At 38.4% G+C, this 17,508-nt stretch carries 22 protein-coding genes and 1 other annotated feature; of the genes, 1 reads left to right on the top strand and 21 read right to left on the bottom strand.

Annotated features, from left to right (window positions below):
• Positions 1–93: 93 nt before the first annotated feature.
• Positions 94–627 carry a transcription repressor NadR gene (locus tag QYB95_RS13455; protein ID WP_301138852.1) on the top strand — a complete coding sequence of 178 codons (534 nt, stop codon included), beginning with the start codon at positions 94–96 and terminating at the stop codon, positions 625–627.
• Between the two features lie 47 nt (positions 628–674).
• On the opposite strand, the gene QYB95_RS13450 is transcribed toward QYB95_RS13455, so the two are convergent.
• The 21 genes from QYB95_RS13450 to QYB95_RS13350 form a co-directional block, all read right to left on the bottom strand.
• Positions 675–1,061 (bottom strand): thiol-disulfide oxidoreductase DCC family protein, encoded by a 387-nt coding sequence (locus tag QYB95_RS13450; protein ID WP_301138851.1) that lies wholly within the window; start codon positions 1,059–1,061, stop codon positions 675–677.
• Between the two features lie 13 nt (positions 1,062–1,074).
• A complete protein-coding gene (pheA, locus tag QYB95_RS13445) occupies positions 1,075–1,947 on the bottom strand; it encodes a prephenate dehydratase (RefSeq protein ID WP_301138850.1) in 873 nt (290 codons plus the stop codon).
• A gap of 106 nt (positions 1,948–2,053) precedes the next feature.
• The gene (locus QYB95_RS13440) at positions 2,054–2,509 is read right to left on the bottom strand and encodes an ACT domain-containing protein (protein ID WP_301138849.1); all 456 of its coding nucleotides are present in this window, start codon (positions 2,507–2,509) and stop codon (positions 2,054–2,056) included.
• A 40-nt stretch (positions 2,510–2,549) separates the two neighbouring features.
• Positions 2,550–3,839 (bottom strand): GTPase ObgE, encoded by a 1,290-nt coding sequence (gene obgE / locus QYB95_RS13435; RefSeq protein WP_301138848.1) that lies wholly within the window; start codon positions 3,837–3,839, stop codon positions 2,550–2,552.
• A gap of 5 nt (positions 3,840–3,844) precedes the next feature.
• Complete coding sequence (locus tag QYB95_RS13430) at positions 3,845–4,372, bottom strand: Spo0B domain-containing protein (RefSeq protein ID WP_301138847.1); 528 nt, start codon at positions 4,370–4,372, stop codon at positions 3,845–3,847.
• Between the two features lie 231 nt (positions 4,373–4,603).
• Positions 4,604–4,903 (bottom strand): 50S ribosomal protein L27, encoded by a 300-nt coding sequence (rpmA, locus tag QYB95_RS13425; RefSeq protein WP_036201727.1) that lies wholly within the window; start codon positions 4,901–4,903, stop codon positions 4,604–4,606.
• Positions 4,904–4,919: 16 nt separating this feature from the next.
• Positions 4,920–5,264, bottom strand: coding sequence for a ribosomal-processing cysteine protease Prp (locus QYB95_RS13420; RefSeq protein WP_107934609.1), 345 nt, complete (start codon positions 5,262–5,264; stop codon positions 4,920–4,922).
• 17 nt (positions 5,265–5,281) lie between these two features.
• Positions 5,282–5,590, bottom strand: a complete 309-nt coding sequence (gene rplU / locus QYB95_RS13415) for a 50S ribosomal protein L21 (RefSeq protein ID WP_282988791.1) — start codon at positions 5,588–5,590, stop codon at positions 5,282–5,284.
• A 14-nt stretch (positions 5,591–5,604) separates the two neighbouring features.
• Positions 5,605–5,681, bottom strand: a sequence feature (ribosomal protein L21 leader region).
• A gap of 43 nt (positions 5,682–5,724) precedes the next feature.
• Positions 5,725–6,363 (bottom strand): site-2 protease family protein, encoded by a 639-nt coding sequence (locus tag QYB95_RS13410; protein WP_301138846.1) that lies wholly within the window; start codon positions 6,361–6,363, stop codon positions 5,725–5,727.
• Positions 6,336–6,887, bottom strand: coding sequence for a M23 family peptidase (locus tag QYB95_RS13405; protein ID WP_301138845.1), 552 nt, complete (start codon positions 6,885–6,887; stop codon positions 6,336–6,338). The genes QYB95_RS13410 and QYB95_RS13405 overlap by 28 nt, the downstream gene beginning before the upstream one ends.
• A gap of 708 nt (positions 6,888–7,595) precedes the next feature.
• Positions 7,596–8,393, bottom strand: coding sequence for a septum site-determining protein MinD (minD, locus tag QYB95_RS13400; RefSeq protein WP_301138844.1), 798 nt, complete (start codon positions 8,391–8,393; stop codon positions 7,596–7,598).
• A gap of 1 nt (position 8,394) precedes the next feature.
• Positions 8,395–9,063, bottom strand: coding sequence for a septum site-determining protein MinC (locus tag QYB95_RS13395; protein WP_301138843.1), 669 nt, complete (start codon positions 9,061–9,063; stop codon positions 8,395–8,397).
• Between the two features lie 29 nt (positions 9,064–9,092).
• The gene (mreD, locus tag QYB95_RS13390) at positions 9,093–9,617 is read right to left on the bottom strand and encodes a rod shape-determining protein MreD (protein WP_301138842.1); all 525 of its coding nucleotides are present in this window, start codon (positions 9,615–9,617) and stop codon (positions 9,093–9,095) included.
• Positions 9,618–10,547, bottom strand: coding sequence for a rod shape-determining protein MreC (gene mreC, locus QYB95_RS13385; protein ID WP_301138841.1), 930 nt, complete (start codon positions 10,545–10,547; stop codon positions 9,618–9,620).
• 12 nt (positions 10,548–10,559) lie between these two features.
• Positions 10,560–11,579 carry a rod shape-determining protein gene (locus tag QYB95_RS13380; protein ID WP_301138840.1) on the bottom strand — a complete coding sequence of 340 codons (1,020 nt, stop codon included), beginning with the start codon at positions 11,577–11,579 and terminating at the stop codon, positions 10,560–10,562.
• A gap of 427 nt (positions 11,580–12,006) precedes the next feature.
• On the bottom strand, positions 12,007–12,705 hold the full coding sequence (gene radC / locus QYB95_RS13375) for a RadC family protein (RefSeq protein ID WP_301138838.1): 699 nt from the start codon (positions 12,703–12,705) through the stop codon (positions 12,007–12,009).
• A 14-nt stretch (positions 12,706–12,719) separates the two neighbouring features.
• The gene (locus tag QYB95_RS13370; RefSeq protein WP_301138837.1) at positions 12,720–13,307 is read right to left on the bottom strand and encodes a Maf family protein; all 588 of its coding nucleotides are present in this window, start codon (positions 13,305–13,307) and stop codon (positions 12,720–12,722) included.
• Between the two features lie 93 nt (positions 13,308–13,400).
• The gene (locus QYB95_RS13365; protein ID WP_301138836.1) at positions 13,401–14,066 is read right to left on the bottom strand and encodes a hypothetical protein; all 666 of its coding nucleotides are present in this window, start codon (positions 14,064–14,066) and stop codon (positions 13,401–13,403) included.
• A 165-nt stretch (positions 14,067–14,231) separates the two neighbouring features.
• The gene (locus QYB95_RS13360; RefSeq protein ID WP_301138835.1) at positions 14,232–15,491 is read right to left on the bottom strand and encodes a bifunctional folylpolyglutamate synthase/dihydrofolate synthase; all 1,260 of its coding nucleotides are present in this window, start codon (positions 15,489–15,491) and stop codon (positions 14,232–14,234) included.
• Positions 15,472–16,770 (bottom strand): bifunctional folylpolyglutamate synthase/dihydrofolate synthase, encoded by a 1,299-nt coding sequence (locus tag QYB95_RS13355; RefSeq protein WP_301138834.1) that lies wholly within the window; start codon positions 16,768–16,770, stop codon positions 15,472–15,474. The genes QYB95_RS13360 and QYB95_RS13355 overlap by 20 nt, the downstream gene beginning before the upstream one ends.
• Positions 16,771–17,318: 548 nt before the next feature.
• The gene (locus QYB95_RS13350; RefSeq protein ID WP_301138833.1) at positions 17,319–17,453 is read right to left on the bottom strand and encodes a hypothetical protein; all 135 of its coding nucleotides are present in this window, start codon (positions 17,451–17,453) and stop codon (positions 17,319–17,321) included.
• Between the last annotated feature and the right edge of the window lie 55 nt (positions 17,454–17,508).

The following is a 17,508-nucleotide window of genomic DNA, read 5'->3' as shown; positions in this document are numbered from 1 at the left end:
AAAAAATAAAACGCTTTGTGTTGTTCCTCGTGATAAACTATGAATGTTAGAGTGATGTATATACATGAAATTCCATATGAAAGAGGTATGAAAATGAAAAAAATGTTGGGCGAGGATCGCCGACATGAATTGCTTCAAATTTTAAAAGCGAGCAGGCATCCCATAACAGGAACAGATCTAGCAAATCACGCAAATGTTTCGAGGCAGGTAATTGTCAATGATATGAACTTATTAAAAGCACGGAATGAACCTATCATTGCGACAAGCCAGGGTTATGTCTATCTGCAAAGCGAAGAGCAAAGGGAAATTTTCGAACGAAAGATTGTATGTTTACATACAGCTGCACAAGCTGAAGATGAAATGTTAACAATAGTAGATTGTGGGGTTACATTAAAAAGCGTCATCATAGACCATCCTGTTTACGGTGAAATTACCGCATCCATGATGTTATCAAACCGACATGATGTAAAAAGTTTCCTGCACCGTATCAATGAGACAAATGCAAATTATCTATCCGTTTTAACAGATGGTACACATTTGCATGAGATTTCCGCTTCTTCCGAAGAACTATTAGACCTGGCAGAACACATGCTGCGCGAAAAAGGATATTTAGTCGAAGAAGGATAAAATGAAACAAAAAAGCGGGCTCTCCAATTGCGAGCAGCCCACTTTTATTAATTTATAAACCGTTCCAATTCTTCCTTTGTCGGAATTTTACATTCGTTTTGTTTTCCTAGTTTGTAGCGATTTTTTGCGACAATATCGTAGATTGCATCCCGCAAAAACGAAGGGATGAATAAGAAGGGGTAAAACAAACTCCACGGCCCATCCAACCTTCGAGCAACTTTCAATGCTGCCGTTGATTTTACATAACACTGTTTCCCTTCAATGAATACGAGGCTATCCACTGTTTCAGGAACCTGGAATTCTTTTAACAATTTTTTCCCGATATCACTTTGAATCGAAGCAAACTTAAAATACTTATTTCTATCCCGCTTAATGATAAATTGAACACTGGCATCACAAAAATGGCATTCTCCATCAAATAGAATAATGTTCATATTCACACCTCTATCACTCTTGTGTCAAGTATGTATAATAAGTACCAAGAGATTTTACGCTGCACCCCAGAGCCGCCAGTTCTTCCATGGCTCCCTTCATCATAGCATCATTTTCATCCGCATGTACATCCATAATGAAGAAATACTCCCCCAAACCTGTTTTTAGAGGACGTGATTCAATCTTGCTTAAATCCAGCTTACGCCAAGCAAGAACCGATAGTACTTGATGTAGTGCCCCCGATACGTTCAAGGGTAAAGTAATCATTAAAGTGGTCTTCGCATTTCCCTCTGATTTCTCGATGGGCAGACGCATATTCTTTTTTGATAGTACCAGGAAACGCGTATGATTGAATTGAAAATCATGGACATTTCTTTGCACGATTTCCAGATCATATTTCTCTGCAGATGAACTGTTGCCAATGGCAGCAATGCAACGATCCGGGTTTTCCGATACTAGTTTGGCTGCAGCCGATGTGGAAGAGTATCGGTTCAACGGAACAGAACTAAAACGGTAGTACAGGTATTTATGGCATTGTGCTAAAGCATGTGGATGCGAATAAATTTCTTCGATCTTTTCCCAATTGTCTTTTTGATTTTTATGTACCATTAAATGCTGTTGAATTTTAGATAGGCAATCGGCTACAATGAACAAATTGGCCTCATGATATAAATAATCGATTGTCAGTGGCACTGTTCCTTCTATCGTGTTTTCCAGAGGTACTACGGCTAGGTTGACCTTCTCTTCGGATACTGCTTCAATGCACTCAGGTATGGTTGAAAAAGGCAGAAGGTCGTCACTCGGAAATAAACTCTTCGTTGCTAAATATGTAAAGGAAGCTTCCGGTCCTAAATATGCAATCTGTTGTTTGGCTTCATCATTTTTCACTATGTTGGCCCCCTTGAATTAACTAATAAGTATCATTATTCAATCTATTTTATGTTGAAAAAGAGAGAGCAAAATTTTCCTTTGCTCTCTTCTTTATTTTTATAGGTTAAAGCGCACCTGAACTAATCACTTCAGCAGACTCGACAAATTCCAATTTCTTCAATTGTTGAATCAGTTCATCCAGTTCATAGACCATGCTCGTTACATCCAGGGATAGGGTGACATTGGCTCTTCCCTGTATAGGTATGGTTTGATGGATCGTTAAAATATTGCATTGCGCAACAGTAACAATTTCCAATAGGCTTGCGAGTGTTCCTTTTTCATCTTGCAATTGTATAAAAATCGTTAGAATTCGTTCACGTACAATGGAGTGAAAAGGAAAAACGGCATCTCGATATTTATAAAATGCGCTTCGCGATAAATCCACTTCTTTTACCGCATCCCAAATTGAAGAAACCGCACCACTTTGCAATAAATGCTTTGCCTCTAATGTTTTTTGCATTGCATCAGTCAGCACATCTTCCCTTACTAAATAATACCGTTGATTGGCAACGTTTTTCATACTCTCCCCCCAAAATCTGTACCGATACAAAAATCCAAAACTATTCTACAAATTCAAATTCAAACTCCAGCAGGCGGACGATGTCTCCGTCTTTTGCTCCACGTTCACGCAAGGCTTCATCGACACCCATTCCACGTAATTGTCTTGCAAATCGACGAATACCATCTTCACGGCTAAAGTCAGTCATTTTGAATAGACGCTCAATGGAGTAGCCTGACAGTACATACGCTCCATCATCATCACGAGTAATTTCGAAGTCTTCACCTTTTTTCTCATGTTTATATAGTACCGTTGCATCGCTATCTTCTGCAACTACTTCATGTAATTCAAAATGAGGTGTAACTTCAAGCAAGTCCGCTACTTCAAACAATACTGGTTTCAACCCTTGTCTTGAAACGGCAGAAACTGGATATACTTTTACGGAATCTCCAACTTTTTCTTTAAATTCTTTCAAGTTTTCTTCCGCATCCGGCATGTCCATTTTATTGGCAACCACAATCTGTGGTCTTTCAGTCAAACGTAAATTATATTGCTTTAATTCTTCATTGATTGTCAAGTAATCTTCGTAAGGATCACGACCCTCCATACCTGACATATCGATCACATGGACAATTACTCTTGTTCTTTCGATATGGCGAAGGAATTGCATCCCCAAGCCTACACCCTGATGGGCTCCTTCAATCAGTCCCGGTAAATCTGCCATGGCAAAGCTTCGTCCATCTTCTGTTTCAACCATTCCGAGATTAGGAACAATCGTTGTGAAGTGGTAAGCACCGATTTTTGGTTTTGCAGCTGACACAACAGAAAGCAAAGTTGATTTACCTACGCTTGGGAAACCAACCAAACCAACGTCTGCCAACACTTTTAACTCTAATATAACATTTAATTCCTGCCCTGGCTCACCTTTTTCCGCAAGTTCAGGCGCTGGATTTGCAGGTGTAGCAAAACGGCTGTTTCCCCGTCCTCCACGTCCACCGCGAGCAATGACTGCTGTTTGGCCATGTTCCACCAGATCAGCCAGTACTGCTCCTGTTTCTTCGTTCATAACAACTGTACCAGGTGGGACTTTTACAACTAAGTCACCCGAGTTTCTTCCATGCATCCCTTTGCTCATGCCGTGTTCACCACGGTCAGCTTTAAAATGGCGTTGGTAACGGAAGTCCATAAGTGTTCGCAATCCTTCTTCTACCAGGAAAACAACATTTCCTCCATTACCGCCATCTCCACCGGCTGGCCCACCATTCGGTACATACTTTTCACGGCGAAAGGCCACCATACCATCTCCGCCGTCTCCACCTTTCACATAAATCTTTACGTGATCGACAAACATTTCATTCACTCCTGTTCTATGCTCAAAGCATACTTCCACTCTTTCGTAGTTTGCTCATATGTTTGAACCTTTATATTGTTATTCTCTTCATAATTGAACAAATCAGTTTCCCACTTACCCTTTAAGTCAAAGAGCAAAGTGAATTGTGCCTCGTTTGTTTCAATTGAGATATCTAGTTGCTGTTCAGTAAAAGGATCTAGAGTATCATAAACATGAATAACTGTCTTTTCTAAGTATTCTACAATTTGTCCATCTTTTTTCAGATCAACCGGAAAAGTTACGTTACTATTCAAAGTAAGTTCAAACGCAGGATATCTCCACTGGATCGTTTGCAACCATTCCACCGTCTTGGGTAATTTTAATTTGTTGATATTTGAAAGGCTTTTACTTTGCTCTGAAATTTTTTCAATCATCGTTTTTGCATCTTCAACCCTATCCAGGTCTAGGTACATTTTAATTAATTGAATTTGATTCATGAAATCATGATTAGCAAATCGTAAAACATCATTAATCGAAAGTGTAGAAGTTTTCATATTAATCCTCCAAACGTAATAGAAAAAATCCTACCAATATCTTTATTAGTATAGCAAGTTTTTCTATTTTTCGCCTTTCTTTGCCCTAAAGTGTGTAGGAATACTATAAGAAAATTTCAGATATCCATTAAGAACATTTATTATTGTTTACTAGTTATTAGATAAAGATAACTTTCCTTATACATGAAAAAGGACTGCTGGCTAGCAGTCCTTTTTTTATAATATATACGATTAAGCTTCTTGAGCTACAGGGTATACACTAACTTTTTTCTTGTCGCGACCTAAACGTTCGAATTTAACAACACCGTCAACTTTAGCATAAAGTGTGTCATCTCCACCACGGCCTACGTTTGTACCAGGGTAAATTTTTGTACCGCGTTGACGGTAAAGAATTGAACCACCAGATACGAATTGACCATCAGCACGTTTAGCACCAAGGCGTTTTGACTCAGAGTCACGTCCGTTCTTTGTAGAACCTACCCCTTTTTTCGAAGCGAAAAATTGAAGGTCTAAAGAAAGTAACAATTTCATTTCGTTCCACCTCCTACTAGGCTACTTGGTTGTAGTTGATTTTAATATATTGTCCGTAAGTTTGGACCATCGAGTAAACTTGAGCAGTCATAACTTGGACAATAAGCTGTAATTTTGCATCGACTTCCGCGTCAATATCAGTAGGAAGATCTACACGCAGGTAGCCTCCACCTTCTGTTGCCTGATCAATTTTAGGTTCGATTTGCAATAATGCATAAATGGCATTTACAGTACCAATGGCAATTGTAGACGCACCTGCACATACTAAATCCTTACCAGTTTGATCATATTCGGCATGACCTGAAAACTCGAATGCAGAGACATGTCTATTTTCATCGTGATGGATTGTAACAGTAATCATTCCACTCACCTCGACTCTTAAGCGTTGATTGCTTCAACAACTAATTTTGTGTAAGGTTGACGATGACCTTGTTTACGACGGTAGTTTTTCTTCGCTTTGTATTTGAATACAGTAATTTTTTTCGCGCGTCCTTCTTTTACAACTTTCGCTGTAACAGTAGCACCTGCAACAGTTGGAGCTCCAACTTTAACTGTTTCTCCACCTACGAATAAAACTTTATCAAAAGTAACTACTTCATCAGCTTCAACACCTAGTTTTTCAACATAGATCTCTTGTCCAGCTTCTACTTTGATTTGTTTTCCACCAGTTTCGATAATTGCGTACATTAAAATGCACCTCCTCTTAGACTCAGACTCGCCTGTAGTGAAAGGTGATCTTTCGATGCTTAAGACCTTCCCAGAGCGGTTGTAGCACGGGTGCTACAAACAATAACATTACAATACTATCATAGCACAGCATTTTAAGTCAACCGTTTAATTACATGTTTCTCAAATGCAAGACGATATTTTCGATATCTCCACTCATTCACTATTTGTATAAATAAAAAGATACTCAAAACGAGCAAAAATGAAGATTTTGGCAATAAAATAAATGTTATTAAGACAGTACCCGTAATCAATACGAGTGAAATGGCTAAATATAATTCTACTACCCGAATCCTCGGATAAAATATATGGATAAGGGACATGATGATCCGGCCGCCGTCCAATGGCCATATAGGAATAATATTGACAGCCAGCAAGATAATTTGAATTTTTAATAATGGGTCCGCTATTAATGGGTCAAGAAACGGCGTTGCAGCCATACAACAAATTGTGGCAATCGGTCCACCCAGTGCAATAATCAATTGCTTTTTCGGAGCTATCGAATTCCCGCCCTTTAATTGAATCTCTCCACCATAGGGCATGATGACACACCTTTCCACCTTCACTTTACAAAAATAGGCTGCCAGGATATGCCCTACTTCATGAATAATTAAAGAAGATAAAATAAGTGCGTAATAAGATATATTTCCATATAACACAATACTGAACAGAATCGGCAAAAATAATGGATGAATGGTCATACGCATCATGATTGCGTATGCTCTTTCATCCATTCTAAAGTCTCCTCCAGGTTTAATACTTTCCCGCCCTCTTCAATCTTGATATAAAGATCCCCAGGTTCTTTATTCGCAAGGGTACCTCCCCGTTCAATTGATGTATATGGCAATAATGAAAACGAATCCACATTTCCATAAGTAACAGTGGTATCCCCCTCATAAAACACTGATATGGTTTTGCCGGTGTTTTTGTCATGGCCTGTATACACAACAAGTCCATTTTCAATTGCAAGTATTGGAATGGCTTCTTCAAATGTTAACAGATAGCCTTGATCATACGGTTTTACAGAGACAAATGATAGTAGCTCTGAATTTACATTTTCAGTTGAAACCGTAATCGTCTCATCTGATTCTTGACCAAATACTTCTTGCAGCAAATTCCGCATTACTGTCAGATCTTCAGAGCTATAAACAATTTTTTTTACGTCTACCGCTAATTGACCTCTTTCTTGAAGTTGAGTACCTAATATGACGACCCCGCAGAGAACAATTGCCGCAATCCATTTCCATTTCTTGTTCACTACCTCATCCCATTCTCTTTTTCATAGTATATGAAAAATATGAAATTAGGATTCTAGTGGAAATGAAAAGATACTGTCCGATTACGTCGAATGCAAATTAAAATAATTTTTTCGTTTTTAAAAGGGGTGAGCAAGATTGAAATAAGGTAATACTGGAAATGAGTTTAAACAATCGTTTAAGAAGATTAGCTTGGTTCATACTTGTTCGCATAAAAGACAAGTCGGGATTGCAGCAAAGCTTGTAAGAAGTAATTTTTTCTATTTTGGGTGATCATTATGACACAACCAAACTCGTTCTTCTTTGACTTGTCTAATTAGTGCTTGTATTGTGACACTTCTACTTTCAACCATCTCTGGTTTGTCAAATTAGAGTCTATATTGTGATACTTCAACTCCCAAGCTGAAAGTTTTCTTTGTACAACTTTCCTTGAGCGGGCCTTTACATAAGCCGGTGACAAAAACGCAACGTCCTGCTGCATTGTCACCATGACCAACGCCGTGTTGGCCCCGAAGACAAGTCGCAGAGACAACTACAAGTTGGCTCTGCGGCTTGTGTGCTTAGACCGCTCACCTAAGCAACAATTTTATTAGTATCTTTCTAAGTAAAATTATACTCACAAGAATTACTTTGTTATACAGGTGTTGAATCAATTTTCCAATATTCCCTACAAAAAAAGGCTATTGATTTTCACCAATAACCTTTTGTCTCTATTTCGAGAAAATAGATATTAATTTTTTGAACATCCCTTTAGAGCTGTCTTCAATGGACATTAAAGGAACAGATTCGCCTAAAATTCTTCTGGCTATATTTCGATAACCCAGTGAAGCCTTGCTATTAGGATCCATGACAATAGGTTCACCCTTGTTGGATGAACTGATTACGTCTTCACTATCAATCACAATCCCCAATAGATCGATTGATAAATGTGTCGTAATTTCATTGATATCCAAAGAGTCACCATTTTTCATTAAGTCTTTGCGAATACGATTAATGATCAATTTTGGCGGTTCAATTGCTTCCTGCTCCAATAATCCGATAATGCGGTCGGCATCTCGAACAGCTGAGATTTCAGGTGTTGTAACAACAATAGCACGGTCGGCACCCGCTACCGCATTTTTATACCCCTGTTCAATCCCAGCAGGGCAGTCAATTAAAACATAATCATATTCACGCTTTAACTCGTCTATTAAACTCTTCATTTGCTCTGGCGTAACGGCATTCTTGTCCGTTGTTTGAGCGGCAGGCAATAAAAATAGTTTTTCATCGACACGTTTGTCCTTAACCAACGCTTGATGAATTTTACAGCGACCTTCTACGACATCGACCAGGTCATAAATAATGCGATTATCCAAACCTAATACTAAGTCTAAGTTACGTAAGCCAATATCTGTATCTACTAAACATACTTTTTTCCCTTGAAGAGCCAATGCAGTTCCCAGATTGGCAGTTGTTGTTGTTTTACCTACGCCGCCTTTACCTGAAGTTATTACTATTGCTACACCCACATTAGCTTCCCCCTTTAATCGTACTTAATAATGGACGTATTTTTCTTACTTCCTGTACTCGTTCATATGAAATTATGCCATCTCTATTAATATATGCAAAGATTTGTTCTGCATTTTCTTTAACAAATGGTTTTTCGTTCGACATAGTTTCGATTTGGTCGTCAATTAAAACGTGGGTAGGTTCAAAATGAGACGCAACGATAATTGCCTCTTTATTTCCATTTACTCCTGCATGTGCAATTCCTCTTAGATTTCCAAGAACAAATATACTTCCACCAGCTTCAATTTTCCCATTTGGATTTACATCACCAATAACAACAATATCCCCATCAGTTTTTATTATTTGTCCGGAGCGAATAATCCCGATATAGGTCTCGCTCTGTTCTGTAAGCACTTTCTCATTACTTTCTTCAATTGTTATAACATCACTGTGCACCTTCGAAACGTGCATATTTCCCGGGCCCTGTACAATTTCGATGAGCTCTTTTTGCTGTGCACTCAGCAGGTAGCGATTTCCCAGATGCAATTGCACATCAACTTTTCCATCGATTCCACCTTCTGAAACTTTACGTTCAAGTTCTTCTACAAGTTCTGCGTAGGCGCACTGATCATCAAGCCGAAGTACCAATCCCGCTTTAGTCCCCTTTATATGGACAAGCTGTTTATTCATAAAAAAGCGACACCTCACGCCTAGTCAATTTAAGAATTATCTCGGGCACGCTGTAACAAACGCGCATTGATTAAGTATTTAAATGCCCAACCAAGCATTATTAAAAATAATAGGTTTGCGATTATAGTAGGTAGTAATCGGTTGCTTAAAAAATCGCTTACCGGAATTGTTGTAAACTGAATAAAATTAAAGAAATAATACAAAAAAACTTCCATTAAAGCTACTAGCACGACGGATAATATTGTTGTGATGCTCAAGTTTTGGTGGATAAATTTTACAGTTGAGCCAGCAACAAAACAAAGAAGTGGATATAAAAAGGAATATAATCCAATAATATCAATGTAGAACACATCATACAAGAGTCCAAAAATTAAACCATATAGACATGCTCTCTTTTTACTATAATAGATGGAAATAAATATTAAATAAAGAATCACAAATCGAGGCACCAAGGTAAGTGTGTGCTCTCCCCAACTAATCGGAGAAAACAAGGCAAACTCTGGCTCCAACAAAAATAAAACGACTGCTACAAAGGGAATCAAGAAACGTATCATCTATTCTTCACCTTCTATAGTATCAGTAGTTTCACTTTCATCGGAACCATTTGTCAAATCAGCGTTAGTACCTGTGCCATCTGAACCGTCAACCGAGATGGAAGTTCTTAAGGCAATAACAACATCCTCCAGCATTGAAAAGTTTGTTGCTGGTTTCACATAAGCCATGCTCGTAAGACCATAATCATCAGTTGTTACTTCTGTTACTTCCCCGATCAAGATCCCTTTAGGGTAAATACCGCCTAAACCTGACGTTACGACCTGTTCGCCCTTCTTCACTTTGAAGCTAGAATCGATTCTCTTTAATATTAATTCATTACGCTCCGTGTCATATCCTTCTATTAAACCAAAAACATCCGATTTTTCTCCCTGAACGATGGCAGATACACGATAATTGGGGTTGTTCGAATATAGCAGCTCAACTTCGGATGTGAAAGGTGTGACTAAACTAATTTTACCTATTAAGCCATTTGCTGTCATAACTGCCATATTTAGTTTAACACCATGAGATGAACCTTTGTTCAGAATGATTTTTTCTTCCCATTGATCAGGATTTCTGGCAATAACAGTGGCTTTTAACGGATCAAAATCTTTTAAACTATCCTCTTTGTCTACTAGTTCTTTTAAAGATTCATTTTCAGACTGCAAAGTATTAACTTCTGCTTGAAGTACAGCAAAATCTTCCAAACGCATTTTTAGACGTTTATTTTCTTCGTACGTATTTAATAAAGAATTAATATCATTAAAAATACCTGTTATGTAATTTGCTGGTTTTGCAACAATGGATTGTGCAAAACCAACAGTGTCTTTAATAAATTGTTCCGGAACGCTTGCGTTTTGTCGATCTCGTAAAGAGAAGCTAATCAATGCCACAAGGAAAATTGTGCCTACTAGCAGCAGTATTAATTTCTTGTTCGTAAAATGTGGCATTGCGAATCCTCCTTACCCTTTCATCTGTTGAGAACGAACTAAGTCAATATGGTCTAGTGCTTTACCTGTACCAATAGCCACGCAATCAAGTGGATTTTCTGCGATAAACACCGGCATATTCGTTTCGTCACTGATGACTTTATCAAGGTTGCGTAAAAGCGCCCCACCGCCAGTTAGTACGATTCCTCTTTCCATAACGTCTGCGGAAAGCTCTGGAGGTGTCTGCTCCAGCGTTTTCTTCACTCCATCAATTATAACTGAAATCGCTTCTTTTAACGAATCAGAAATTTCTTCTGCCGTAATTTCAATTGTTTTTGGGAGTCCCGTTAGTAGGTCACGTCCACGGATCTCCATTTTTTCATTGATGTCGTCTACTCGCGCTGTACCAATTTCAATCTTGATTTTTTCTGCAGTACGCTCACCAATAGTCAGGTTATACGTTTTGCGAATATAGCTGATAATGGATTGGTCCATTGCATCTCCACCCATACGAACCGATTCACTTGTTACAATGCCGCCCAGTGAAATAACAGCAACTTCCGTTGTACCACCACCGATATCGACAACCATTGAACCAGTTGGATCCCAAACGGGCAGGTCTGCACCGATTGCAGCTGCAAACGGTTCTTCAATAGTAAAGGCTTCTTTTGCACCTGCTTGTCGAGATGCATCAATGACTGCACGCTGCTCCACCGATGTAATTCCGTATGGAACACAGATCATAACATTTGGTTTTTTTAAATTGGAACCTGAATTTTTCAAAGCTTGTTTCAGATAGTATTGAATCATCGATGTAGTAATATCGAAATCCGCAATAACCCCATCTTTCATCGGTCTAATGGCCACAATGGACCCCGGTGTACGACCAATCATATTTTTCGCATCATTACCAACGGCAACTATATCCCCTGTTTTTGTATTTTTTGCTACTACAGAAGGTTCTCTTAATACAATCCCTTTTCCTTTAATGAAAACTAGTGTATTCGCTGTGCCAAGATCTATCCCGACATCCTTATTTCCTAATCCAAACAAATTTAGTACTCCCTTTCTTCTTTAAGCAATCTATTAAAAGTGCTTAAAATCATAAGAATTATTATAGCTGAAAAGATCGAGAATTTATAGTGTCACATGTACTGTTCTACTACATTTCTCTAATGATTCATTATTAATCGACATTCTTCATTTTATTTCGAATTTGTCAATGAAACAAATAAAATAATTATGTAAGTTTTTACATTCACGTAACAAGTACTCCATTGAAATGACGAAAAAGAACAGAATAGGTTCTTTGAAATGAAAATGAAATAAAAAAACCGTACAATTAACAATTTTGACGCATTTCTTCTTTCGTTTGTAACGAAATTGTCATTACCTTGTTATCCAGTTTAATTTAATTTGCCCCAAAAAAAGTCGAACATCCGAAAAAACTGGACATTCGACTAAATTTTTTTTATTAAAGTTACATATAGCCTTTTTCTTTTAGGCTAATATACTGATGGTCGCCAATAATGACATGATCAATTAATTCAATCCCAATGATATATCCTGCTTCCTGCAGCCGTTTGGTTACTTCTATATCCTCTGGACTTGGTGTGGCATTTCCTGATGGATGATTATGCGAACAAATGATTGAAGCTGCTGAACGCTTTACTGCTTCACGAAAAATCTCGCGTGGATGAACAATGCTAGAATTCAAACTTCCTATGAAAATGGTTTGTTTATGCATTACCTGATTTTTTACGTTCAGAAATAATACGACAAAATGTTCCTGCTGAAGCGAAGACATTTCCGGCATCAGGAAAGTAGCAGCATCCTGCGGAGAACGAATGGTAAACCGATCATCTACTTGCTTTTGAGATAATCTTCTGCCTAGCTCAATCGCTGCTAAAAGTTGAACAGCTTTCGCTTCCCCAATTCCTTTAATCGATATGATCTCTTCAATAGTGGCATGTTTCAATTCATGAAGCTTTTCGAAATAATTTAGAACACGATTCGAAAGAGTCAATACCGACTCTTGCTTTGTACCTGTGCGCAATAAAATTGCGATCAATTCTTGGTTCGATAAACTTTGGGCTCCTTGTCGAATCAACCTCTCCCTCGGCCGGTCTTCTACATGAACATCACGTATTTTAAGCTCGGGAAATGGGGCAATCGTCATTCATTTATCACTTCCTATAGTTCTAGAATGTTTAAGGAGATCAGTTTTTCGAATAGGCTTGCTAACGGCAGGCCCACCACATTGTTATAATCCCCCACAATACGATCCACAAAGAGTACGCCATCTGTTTGAATGCCATAACCGCCCGCTTTGTCAAACGGATCACCGGTCTCAACGTACCTTTCAATAAGCTCTCTGGATAATTTTTTAAAATAAACTTTGGTTTGTTCTACAAATACTTCTTCTACCCCATCTGGTTGTATAATGACAACCGCCGTCATTACCTGATGAAGATTCTCCGATAATCTAGTTAAATGAGAGATTGCTTCTTCTGCATCATTTGGTTTATGTAGCAATGTATCCTGGAAGACAACTACCGTATCTGCACCAATAATTGTTTTGCCCTTCTCTCTTTTTGCTATATCGCGTGCTTTCAATAACGCAACTTCACGTACATAGGCGTCCATTGTCTCGGCTTGCACTGACGTTTCCTCTACATTGCTTGAAACCACCTCGAAAGGGACACCCAATTTTGAAAAAAGCTCCCTTCTTCTAGGTGATGCTGATGCCAAAACAAGGCGATGATTCGTTTTAAAATTCATATCCATTCCTCCTACTCCAATGATAGCCGAGGAATGGAATTTTGAAAAATCTTATACAAATCCTAAAATTATATTTTCGCACTCCAATTCGGCTTAAAATTCAATTTTCATACAGTCATTTTGGTCATAATAATGAGCGATTAAATGTAGTCGGGCGGTACCTAAATCCTGTGAAAAGCTTGATAATGCCGAAGTTATTGATTGCCAGTCCTGTGGAATATTGTCTGGAACATTGCCATCCTGAAAATAAAATTTTGAGGGGTCGTTGCTTTCTAAAATCGTAGGCAAACCTTTTAACGTTTCTTCAGTGCAAGCAGCTGCCGAAAACTTAAAAGACTTTGCAAAAGAGGTTGGAGTATCCGATAAAATTAGTTCTTCTCTAATAGGTGTAATAGAAGACCAAACATAGAATTTCCCATCCACTTCAACTGTTGCACTTGTATTTAGAACGGGGTATTCCGAAATAAAGTCTGATGCAGATTCTTTACTTTGAAACACTCCATATTGATTAGCGAAAAAGTCTACTGAAGAACCATCTTCAATTACTTCATTCGATTCATTTGATTCATTTGATGATTGTACAGGGATGATTTCCTCTTCACCTTCACCAGAACTTGCCTGTTGCTGTGGTTGGCTTGTAGAAGAATTCATGGAACTAAGTAAAAGTATAAAAAACACGACACCAGCAAGGCCCGCAATGGAACCGATCACTGCTGCATTTTTAAGCTCTCGCCTTCCGATTGCATTTGGAAATTTCATACGCATCACCTCATATTTTAACGGTAACAAAAATAAGTTAAAAAAAAGCGAGACATTTGTCGTCTCACTAAAAAAATATTTCGCATTAAATGCCATTAAACGATATGTTTCAACACGACTTACTAGTACTATTTACAAATGATACGCATTTAAAACAAATACCGATTAAATTTTGTTTTTTATTAATGACCCTCTGATTTCTGTTAATAAATAAAGTGATCCTGTAACAAAGGTTTTCCCCTCACTTGTTGATGCTGCTTCAAGGAATGAAGTATAGTCTTTTAACGAGGATGCATGTGATGCATTTGAAAGCGAAAGCATTTCCTTTGCTGTCATCGCCCGGTCATTTGCAAAATCAACAAAGTAAAATTCGTCACTCACTTGTTCCAGTAGGTGTAATACGGCCCTAACATCTTTATCTCCCAGCATTCCTACGACAAATCGAATTTTTTCGTCAGAAAATTCTCCCTTTATGGTTTGAACAAGTTTCTCCGCGCTTGCAGGATTATGGGCCCCATCGAAATAAACATTCGGTAAAACTTCCTCAAACCGTCCGGGTAAACACGCCCCATATATGCCTTTTCGGATTTTATCCAGGTCTGCTGTTATATCCAAAAACTCTGCAACTTCAAAAAATGCAGTGATTGCTATCGCCATATTGTCAGCTTGATGTTTTCCGGGTAAAGCACGGACTATGTTCTTAATCTGTAATCCCTTTTCATCATTCGTATAAACTTCGGAGGAACCATCAATCGATACTTCAAAATGATCCCCAAGTTCAATTAGAGAGGCACGTTTATCAAAGGCTGCATTGTCAACTACGGCAGATGCCTCTATAGGTAATCTTCCGACAACAACCGGGGTATTCTGTTTTATAATCCCAGCTTTATGCACAGCAATACTTTCGATGGTTGTTCCAAGAAATTTCGTATGCTCCAGTGCAATACTTGTGATAATCGAAACAATCGGCGTGATGACGTTCGTACTGTCCTCAAGTCCCCCCATCCCAGCTTCCAGAAGGACAAAATCTAGCTCCTGCTGGGAGAAATAAAGGAATGCCGCACATGTTAACAGCTCAAAATCTGTTAATTTCCCACTAAGTCCAGCGTTTTTTAGCCGACTGAAAACATCATCCATCTCTTTTTCAGAAATCGGGATACCATTTATTTGAAGCTGATCATGGACATCGACTATACATGGAGACATAAACTTACCAACGTTTAATCCATGCCTTCTGGAAATACCTTCTAAAAAGGTAATCGTTGAACCCTTTCCATTGGTACCTGCTACATGAACAAATGCGAGGTTTTTTTCGGGGTTATTTAACAACCTTAAGGCTTCCTTCATTGCATCTAAACCAGGTTTTATGGATTGATCACTTGCTACTTCCCATTTTTTCTTATAGTCATCCAATCTCGGTATCATTTTGTTCAACCTTCTCTATTAAAAATTTACGTACATCTGCAATGAAATATAAAGATCCTGTAATAATCAATAATTCATCTTCTTTCAAGGACTTCAACTCTTCTTGTATGAACCGTTTCCAATTATCACTAATCCGGATTTTTGGGTGATTTGATTTTGCAGCAAGGACGGCGGCTTTGGCGGCTCTTGGCAGCTCAATCTCTGTAAAGCCCATTGAAGATGCGACAAGGTCCATCATGGCAATACTAGCTTCATGATCCTTATCTTGTAGAGCAGCATAGACGAATCTATATTTCTTTGTAGGGAACGCCTCTTTTAGGGTCTGTATTAAAGCTTCTGTCCCTTCCGAATTATGAGCCCCATCAATGATGATTTGTTCACTTAGCCGCTCGAATCGCCCTTCCCATCGTGCCTTCTTTAAAGCTTCACGAATCGTTGTTTCGGTTATCGCCCGGTCAAACAATAAAGAAGCCGTTACTGCAAGAGCTGCATTATTCACTTGATGGTCTCCTTGCATTGCCAAGGGAATATTATTTATTTCATAGTTTCCAAAGGAAAAGTCGAAAACTTGAGGGTATCCTTTCGTTGCATTTTTAATAATGATTTCTTCATCCAAACAGAAGCAATCAGACAGATTTTGGGCTGCTTTTTCTTTAATAACTTCCCGCGCTTCTATTTGCTTAGCCCCTACAACAACCGGCTTCCCTGTTTTCACGATTCCCGCTTTCTCGAAAGCTATTTTTTCAATTGTATCTCCCAATATCTCGGTATGTTCCAAGGATATTGTGGTAATCACTGAAACTTCAGGGGTAATTACATTCGTTGAATCGATTCGTCCCCCAATTCCCGTTTCCATTAAAGCAACATCAATTGGTTCATTTGCAAAGTGTAGGCATGCAATCACCGTAATAATTTCAAAAAAGCTTGGATACTGACAGTCTAATTTCTTCCGGATAATGCTATCCACCATGTTTGCATAATGTAGAAAATCTCCATCTTTGATTTGTTCACGGTTGATTGTGATTCGTTCATTCACTCGTTCCAAGTGTGGCGATATAAAAGCACCCACACGTAAACCATGCTCCATTAAAATTTCCCTAGTAGCATTTAGTGTAGACCCCTTCCCATTAGAACCAGCAAAATGAATAAATTTAACTTTTTCATGGGGATTGCCCAATTCAAACAGAATTTTTCGTACTGCTTCAAGCGGTTTGCCTTTATATGTACTTGCCCTTAATTTAAAAATAAAATCGGTACATTCCTCGATAGAATGAAACATGTTGATTTCTCCTAGCATCAAAAATATTTATATGTTTAAACTGTCGCATACTCTGCTGTAATTGTAAAATAACAAACATAAGCACAGGAAATTAATTAAACAGAGTTTTTCAAACTGTACTGGATAATGGAAAGTATGGAGCTAGAGACAGTTTTAAATTTTGAATTAAATTAATGGGGAATTTTTAGCCCTTTTGGATTGTCAAAAGATGCATTTGTCTTTAAGAAGCTCCTATTGGACACATTCGCTTGCTTGATTCTTCTTTTTGTCTTGTAGACTGCTACTTTTGGACACTTTGGCTCGTTGGCTTCCTCGTTTTGTAGACAACTTCTTTTGGACACTTCAGCTTAATCTAATCTTTTCTTTGTCTTATAGACAGCTTCTATCGGACAATTCAGCCTGCTTCAACCTTTATTTTGTCCCATAGACAGCCTCTATTGAACAATTAGTCTGCTTGAACCTTCTCTTTGTCCCATAGACAGCCTCTATTGGACAATGCAGGCTGCTTGAACCTTTATTTTGTCCCATAGACAGCCTCTATTGGACAATTAGTCTGCTTGAACCTTCTCTTTGTCCCATAGACAGCCTCTATTGGACAATGCAGGCTGCTTGAACCTTTGCTTTGTCCCATAGACAGCCTCTATTGGACAATTCAGCCTGCTTGAACCTTCTCTTTGTCCCATAGACAGCTTCTATCGGACAATTCAGCCTGCTTCAACCTTTATTTTGTCCCATAGA

The organism is Ureibacillus aquaedulcis, assembly GCF_030418165.1.
Taxonomy (GTDB): domain Bacteria; phylum Bacillota; class Bacilli; order Bacillales_A; family Planococcaceae; genus Ureibacillus; species Ureibacillus aquaedulcis.
The sequence above is the reverse complement of the archived record's forward strand: the minus strand, read 5'-3'. Positions and strand labels throughout refer to the sequence as shown.

Bases quoted from the DNA above. Each gene is read 5' to 3' on its own strand.
- rpmA (WP_036201727.1), bottom strand. From the start codon at position 4,903: ATGAAATTGTTACTTTCTTTAGACCTTCAATTTTTCGCTTCGAAAAAA.
- mreC (WP_301138841.1), bottom strand. From the start codon at position 10,547: ATGCCACATTTTACGAACAAGAAATTAATACTGCTGCTAGTAGGCACA.
- QYB95_RS13395 (WP_301138843.1), bottom strand. From the start codon at position 9,063: ATGAATAAACAGCTTGTCCATATAAAGGGGACTAAAGCGGGATTGGTA.
- QYB95_RS13455 (WP_301138852.1), top strand. From the start codon at position 94: ATGAAAAAAATGTTGGGCGAGGATCGCCGACATGAATTGCTTCAAATT.
- QYB95_RS13365 (WP_301138836.1), bottom strand. From the start codon at position 14,066: ATGAAATTTCCAAATGCAATCGGAAGGCGAGAGCTTAAAAATGCAGCA.
- QYB95_RS13360 (WP_301138835.1), bottom strand. From the start codon at position 15,491: ATGATACCGAGATTGGATGACTATAAGAAAAAATGGGAAGTAGCAAGT.
- obgE (WP_301138848.1), bottom strand. From the start codon at position 3,839: ATGTTTGTCGATCACGTAAAGATTTATGTGAAAGGTGGAGACGGCGGA.
- QYB95_RS13450 (WP_301138851.1), bottom strand. From the start codon at position 1,061: ATGAACATTATTCTATTTGATGGAGAATGCCATTTTTGTGATGCCAGT.
- rplU (WP_282988791.1), bottom strand. From the start codon at position 5,590: ATGTACGCAATTATCGAAACTGGTGGAAAACAAATCAAAGTAGAAGCT.
- QYB95_RS13370 (WP_301138837.1), bottom strand. From the start codon at position 13,307: ATGAATTTTAAAACGAATCATCGCCTTGTTTTGGCATCAGCATCACCT.
- radC (WP_301138838.1), bottom strand. From the start codon at position 12,705: ATGACGATTGCCCCATTTCCCGAGCTTAAAATACGTGATGTTCATGTA.
- QYB95_RS13430 (WP_301138847.1), bottom strand. From the start codon at position 4,372: ATGAAAACTTCTACACTTTCGATTAATGATGTTTTACGATTTGCTAAT.
- QYB95_RS13420 (WP_107934609.1), bottom strand. From the start codon at position 5,264: ATGATTACTGTTACAATCCATCACGATGAAAATAGACATGTCTCTGCA.
- QYB95_RS13350 (WP_301138833.1), bottom strand. From the start codon at position 17,453: ATGGGACAAAGAGAAGGTTCAAGCAGGCTGAATTGTCCAATAGAGGCT.
- mreD (WP_301138842.1), bottom strand. From the start codon at position 9,617: ATGATACGTTTCTTGATTCCCTTTGTAGCAGTCGTTTTATTTTTGTTG.
- QYB95_RS13410 (WP_301138846.1), bottom strand. From the start codon at position 6,363: ATGGATGAAAGAGCATACGCAATCATGATGCGTATGACCATTCATCCA.
- QYB95_RS13355 (WP_301138834.1), bottom strand. From the start codon at position 16,770: ATGTTTCATTCTATCGAGGAATGTACCGATTTTATTTTTAAATTAAGG.
- QYB95_RS13440 (WP_301138849.1), bottom strand. From the start codon at position 2,509: ATGAAAAACGTTGCCAATCAACGGTATTATTTAGTAAGGGAAGATGTG.